5 protein-coding genes are annotated in these 5395 nt (G+C 74.1%); 1 reads left to right on the top strand and 4 read right to left on the bottom strand.

Annotated features, from left to right (window positions below; translation table 11 throughout):
- The 4 genes from HMPREF3105_RS02380 to HMPREF3105_RS02365 all read right to left on the bottom strand — a co-directional run.
- The coding region (locus HMPREF3105_RS02380; RefSeq protein ID WP_305791316.1) for an IucA/IucC family protein at nucleotides 1–651 on the bottom strand (651 nt) is incomplete at its 3' end.
- Nucleotides 648–1292, bottom strand: a complete 645-nt coding sequence (locus HMPREF3105_RS02375; RefSeq protein ID WP_223246401.1) for a GNAT family N-acetyltransferase — start codon at nucleotides 1290–1292, stop codon at nucleotides 648–650. The genes HMPREF3105_RS02380 and HMPREF3105_RS02375, both read right to left, overlap by 4 nt.
- Before the next feature lie 5 nt (nucleotides 1293–1297).
- Complete coding sequence (locus tag HMPREF3105_RS02370; RefSeq protein ID WP_043279265.1) at nucleotides 1298–2623, bottom strand: lysine N(6)-hydroxylase/L-ornithine N(5)-oxygenase family protein; 1326 nt, start codon at nucleotides 2621–2623, stop codon at nucleotides 1298–1300.
- On the bottom strand, nucleotides 2620–4215 hold the full coding sequence (locus HMPREF3105_RS02365; RefSeq protein WP_070708689.1) for a pyridoxal phosphate-dependent decarboxylase family protein: 1596 nt from the start codon (nucleotides 4213–4215) through the stop codon (nucleotides 2620–2622). The genes HMPREF3105_RS02370 and HMPREF3105_RS02365 overlap by 4 nt, the downstream gene beginning before the upstream one ends.
- A 161-nt stretch (nucleotides 4216–4376) precedes the next feature.
- Here HMPREF3105_RS02365 and HMPREF3105_RS02360 point away from each other — a divergent pair, with 161 nt between their 5' ends.
- Nucleotides 4377–5267 (top strand): siderophore-interacting protein, encoded by an 891-nt coding sequence (locus tag HMPREF3105_RS02360; RefSeq protein WP_083325272.1) that lies wholly within the window; start codon nucleotides 4377–4379, stop codon nucleotides 5265–5267.
- Nucleotides 5268–5395 lie beyond the last annotated feature (128 nt).

Below are 5395 nucleotides of genomic sequence, written 5' to 3'. Positions count from 1 at the left end.
GGGCGGCGCCGGCACGGCGGCGCCCGCGCTCGCGGTCTTGGGCCAGGTCCACCGTCCCCCGAGCTCGGAGGGGAACGCGAGCCACACCGGGTGCAGCGCCCGCCCGCCCTCGGGGGCGAACATCGCGTACTCCGTGGCCCCCCAGCCGATGCGGCCGTTGGTGGCCACGAAGCCCGGGTGTCCCTCGCTCATGGCGGCCTCCACCGCCGTGTAGTCCGCGTCCACCAGGTCGGCGGCGGACGGGCGCTCGCCGGCCAGGGTGTGGCACCGGGCGGCGAAGGTGGAGGCGAGCTCCTCGAGATAGACGTCCAGCGCCTCGCCGGCCAGCCCGAGCACCTCGGCCGCGTCGAGGACGAAGCGGTCGACGGCCACCGCGTCCGGATCCCCGGCACGGCACACCGAGTCCGGATCCACGCCGAGGTGCTCGAGCGGGAGGGCACGCGCGGTGAACGTCCACCGCACCCCGCCCAGGGTGAGCGTGTAGGCGTGGCGGCCGGCGTCGTCGACCCGCTCGCCGCGCACCGGCGTCAGGAGCCGCTCATGGGTGAACTCGCGGATCGCCTTGGCGACGAGCAGCCGGTGGGCGTGCCGGGCGGTCGGCGCCGTCAGCGCGTCCAGGCGGGACGGGGAGGACGGGGGGACGGGGGTCATGCGGACACCTGCCTGTCGGGGGTGAGGAGGAGCGGGGGCTCGGGGAGGGTGAGGTCCAGCCCGGCGGCGAGGACGCCGATCCGGCTGGCAGTGAAGGACTCGGGCGTGGCGATCGAGAGCATCGCCGTCTTGGATCCCAGCGCCACGGGACCGAGCTCCGTGAACCCGGCGGCCAGGTTCTTCGCCCGGATGGCGGCGTTGCGCTCGTCCGGCTCGACGACGACGCGCCGCGCCCCCGGCTGGGCCAGGCACCAGCGCACCACCGCGGCCATCACCAGGTCCGTGGTCCCGGGCACCGGGGTGTCCGTCGGGGCGACGAGCACGTGCAGGCCGACGTCGCCGGGCGCGCCCGCATACCGTCCGGCCAGCTCCGAGTGGGCCGGGTCGTAGACCTCCACCAGGAAGGTCGCAGTCCCGTCCACGAGCCCCACGTGCGCGTGGTGGTGCGGGTGCGCGGCGATCGCCTCGTACTCGGCCACGACGTCGGCCAGACCCGCCTCCGTCATCTCCCAGTACACGGCGTGCGGGGACGTCACCCACCGGTGCAGCAGCGGATGGTCCTGCGCGCCCACGGGACGGAGCTCCACACGACGGGCCGCGCTCGCGGCCGCACCGTCCACGGTGGTCTGCGGCGGCGTCACGGCGCTCACCGGACGCCCGCCGCGACGGCACCGAAGTCCTGGAACGCGATCGACTCGGCCTGCGCGTAGACCTCACGGCCGGCGATCGTGCTGAGGATGCGGCCGCTGTGCTCCGCCGCCATGCCCAGGTCCGGGCCGGTGAGCCCCAGGGGCTGTTCGGCGGTGTTGTGCACGAAGATCCGGCGGCCGCTCACGTCGATCGCGTGGTCCGCGTTCGCCGTCGTCCGACCGTCCTCCGCGCGCAGCAGGTGCCGCACCGGCTCCAGGAACGGATGGTCCGGGTGGCGGTAGCCCGTGCCCGCGACGACACGGTCCACCACGTGCCGCCCGGTCACCCCGGTCTCCTCGTCGCGCAGGGTGACCTCCACCCGGGGCGCACCCGGGCCCGCGACCAGGCGGGCGTCCGCCACCGACGTGCCCGGCCACAGCCGGGCCGGGTCCAGCGGACCCACCTGGCGCTCGTACAGCGCGTGGTAGACGTCCTCGATCGTGTACTCGCTGATCCCCTTGTACAGGGACCGGTGGGATGCGTTGATCTCATCCCGCCGCGCCCGGGGCAGAGTGGCGAAGTGCCGCTCATAGTCCAGCGAGGTCAGCTCGAGCGTGAGCTGGCCGACCTCCATGCCGAAGAACCGGGGTGAGCGCGTGACCCACGTGAGGTCCGGGTGGCCCGCGTTCAGCAGGTCCAGGGCGCACTCCGCCGCCGACTGGCCGCTGCCCACTACCAGGACCGACCCGGCCCCGGCGATGTCCTCGCGACGGCCCATGTACTCACCCGTGTGCACCACGGGGGACGCGCCGACCCGGGCCGACTCCTCCGCGACGCGCGCGAGCGGCGCGGGCAGGGACGGCACCGTGCCCGTGCCCACCACCACGTGGTCGGCCCGGTGCGTGCTGGTCCCGGCCGCGGAGGCCGCCTCCACCACGAACTCGTCCGCCTGATCGTCCCACCGCACCGCCGTCACCGTGGTCGCGTAGGCGATGCCGGGCAGCTGGGCTGCCACCCACGCGCAGTAGTCCGAGAACTCCCGCCGCAGCGGGTACCAGGAACCCCGGATGTAGAAGCGGTGCAGCCGGCCCATCGCCTTGAGATACGCCAGGAACGAGTACGGGGAGGTCGGGTCCGCGAACGTCACCAGGTCCGCGAGGAACGGCACCTGGATCTGCGCGCCCGGCAGCATCATGCCCGGGTGCCACACGAACGCGTCGCGGCTCTCCACCACCTCCACCTCGACGTCGGGCAGCGGGTGGGCCAGCGCGGCCAGGCTCAGGTTGAACGGGCCCAGCCCGATCGCGAGCACGCGGCGGGGGGACGTGGACGCCGGGCTCATGCGCACACCTGCTCTCCGTGCTCGTCCACGCGCGCCGCGGACGGACGTGGCCCCGCCGAAGCGGGGAGCGTGCAGGACACGGCGACCGACGGGCCATGCGGACGGGTCCGCGCCACCCCGCGACACCGATGACGGCTCGCCCGCACCGCGTCGACGTGCCGCAGCGCCGCCTCCTCCACGACGTCGACCAGCTCCTCCAGCTCGCCCGAGGTGACCGCGGGGTTCAGGATCGTGAACTTCAGATGGGGCACCCCGTCCACCACTGTCGTCGCGATCAGCGCGCGCCCGCCGGCCACCAGCTCCCGGTGCGTCGCCGCCTGCACCGCCGTGCACTCCTCCTCCGACAGTCCCTCGGCCCGCACCCGGAACAGCACTGTCACCAGCGTCGGATCCTCCAGCACCGCGAACGTCGGCCGGGCCCGCAGGATCCCGCACGCCTGCCGCGTGCGTTCGCGCGCCCCCGCGAACAGGGACACCACCGCCTCGGCCCCATGCTCACGCAGCGTCAGCCACAGCTTGAGCGAGTCGAACCGGCGGCTCGTCTGCAAGGACCGATCCGCCAGGTTCGGATGGACGCTGTCCTCCGGGTTCAGGTAGTCCGCATGCACCGTCACATGGCGCAGGCTCTCGGCGTCCCGCACCACCAGCGCGCTGCAGGCCAGCCCCACGTAGAACGTCTTGTGGAAGTCCATCGTCACCGAGTCCGCACGGTGCAGCCCCGGCAGCTCGTGGCGCGTCGCCGCGCTCGCGGCGAGGATCCCGCCCACGGCCGCGTCCGCATGGACCCACATCCCGTGGCGTTCGGCGACGTCGGCGATGGCCGGCAGCGGGTCGATGGCGCCGCGGTCGGTGGTCCCCAGCGTCGCGACGACGGCCATCGGCACGGCACCGGCGGCCACCTCACGTTCGACCGCCTCGGCCAGGGCCCCGGGGTCCAGACGCCCGGCGGCGTCGGTGGGGACGACGACCACGGCGTGGCGACCCAGCCCGAGCAGGCCGGCTGCCTTGGCGATGCTGTAGTGCGTGGCGGCGCTGACGAAGACGCGCAGCGAGCCGAGCACCTCGGCGGGCAGGTCGGCGAGCCCGGCGTGGCCGGTGAGGCGCTGCACGGCGCGGCCGCGGGCCAGCGTCATGGCCTGCAGGTTGGAGGCCGACCCTCCGGAGGTGAAGACGCCGTCGCCCGCGGCGAACCCGCACCAGCGTCCGACCTCGGCCAGGAGCCGCTGCTCCATGAGCGCCGCGGAGCGGGCCTGGTCCCAGGACTCGACCGCCGTGTTGAGCGCCCCGAGCACGGTGTCCGCTGCGGTGCTGGAGAGCAGGACCGGGCAGTTGAGGTGAGCGGCATAGCGCGGGTGGTGGTAGGCGGTGGTCTGGTGGGCGTAGAGCTCCGCGACCTCGGCGAGGGCGTCGTCGAGGCTGCCCGTCGGCTGCGAGAAGTCGACGGCGCCGACGGCGTCGGCCAGGTGCGTCGACGGGGTGTCCGGGTGGACCCCCGCGCGGTCGTAGGCGGTGTCGACGGCCACCCGGGCCGCCCTGCCGGTGGCGTCGAGGTAGGCGGCGGGATCGCCGAGTCCGAACAGGCGAGGGAGCATGGGAGGGCCTTCCGTGAGGGGGTCGTCGGCTCCGGGCGGCGTGCGCCACGGACGTCCCGCACAGTAGGAAAGCCTTACCTAAGAAAGCAAATACGCAACAATGACGTGACGTATTCAAAGGGAGGACTCCAGCAAAGGTGAGGCTCACCTATGCTGACCGGATGACGAGCTCCTCCGTCCTCCCCCCGCCTGCCGCCCGTCCCTCGCGTGTCGAGGCCCTGCAGATGAAGGCCTACCGCGGGCTCGCGGCCCTCGGCCAGGCGATGCCCGTTGACCGCGACGAGTATCCGCAGTGGACCATGACGGTCCGCGCCACGTGGCTGCTCGCCCCCCGGCTGCGTCGTCTCACGTTCGCCGCGGAGGAGTTCCGCACGTTCACCCCGCAGGGCTGCGACGAGTACTTCGGGCTGCTCACCCCGCCCCCGGGGCGGGCGCTCGTGATGCCCGATCCCGCGGCGCTCAATGCGCGGCGAGCGGTCGGGCGGATCCCCGAGGACGTGCGGCCGGATCTGCGGTGGTACACGGTCGCCGAGCACCGGCCCTCCGTCGGTGAGATCGACGTCGACGTCGTCGTGCACGACCATGCGGGCCCCGCCGGCACGTGGGCGCGCACCGCACGTCCGGGCGACGTCGCCGGCTTCCGCACCGGGACGGGCGCCTATCGTCTGCCGGCGGCGGGGGAGTCGCACCTCGTGGTGGGGGACGAGACCGCAGTCCCGAGCATCGCCGCCGCCCTCGCCGCGCAGCGTCGCACGCCGCACGGGGGCCGGATGGACGTCGTCCTGGAGGTGCCCGGCCGTGACCACGTCCCCGCCCTCGAGGTCCCGGAGGGCGCCACGCTCACGGTCCTGCACCGCGGAGACGCCGTGCCGGGCGCCCTGCTCATGCCGCACCTCGAGGACCTCCCCGCCGCGCCCCGCGACCACGTGTGGACGTGCGGCGAGCAGTCGCTCGCGACGGCGGCGCGGCGGGTGATCGTCCGCCGCGGCATCGCACCGAAGCGCGCGATCATGTTCAGCGGCTACTGGCGGGTGGACGGCCCGCGGCTCTGATCCCGTCCGACGGTCGGCGTCCGTGCTCCGAGCACGAGGCCGACCGCACGCCCCGGAACGACGAAGGGCCCCTCCGCCAGGAGGGGCCCTTCGTGTGGGAGCGGATGACGAGATTCGAACTCGCGACC

The sequence above is a fragment of the Micrococcus sp. HMSC31B01 genome (assembly GCF_001816085.1).
GTDB classification, from domain to species: Bacteria; Actinomycetota; Actinomycetes; order Actinomycetales; family Micrococcaceae; genus Micrococcus; species Micrococcus luteus.
This window is presented reverse-complemented; position numbering and strand designations above follow the sequence as displayed.

What these genes read in the sequence shown, in the direction of transcription:
- HMPREF3105_RS02370 (WP_043279265.1), bottom strand. Translation starts at nt 2,623, where the DNA reads ATGAGCCCGGCGTCCACGTCCCCCCGCCGCGTGCTCGCGATCGGGCTG.
- HMPREF3105_RS02365 (WP_070708689.1), bottom strand. Translation starts at nt 4,215, where the DNA reads ATGCTCCCTCGCCTGTTCGGACTCGGCGATCCCGCCGCCTACCTCGAC.
- HMPREF3105_RS02360 (WP_083325272.1), top strand. Translation starts at nt 4,377, where the DNA reads ATGACGAGCTCCTCCGTCCTCCCCCCGCCTGCCGCCCGTCCCTCGCGT.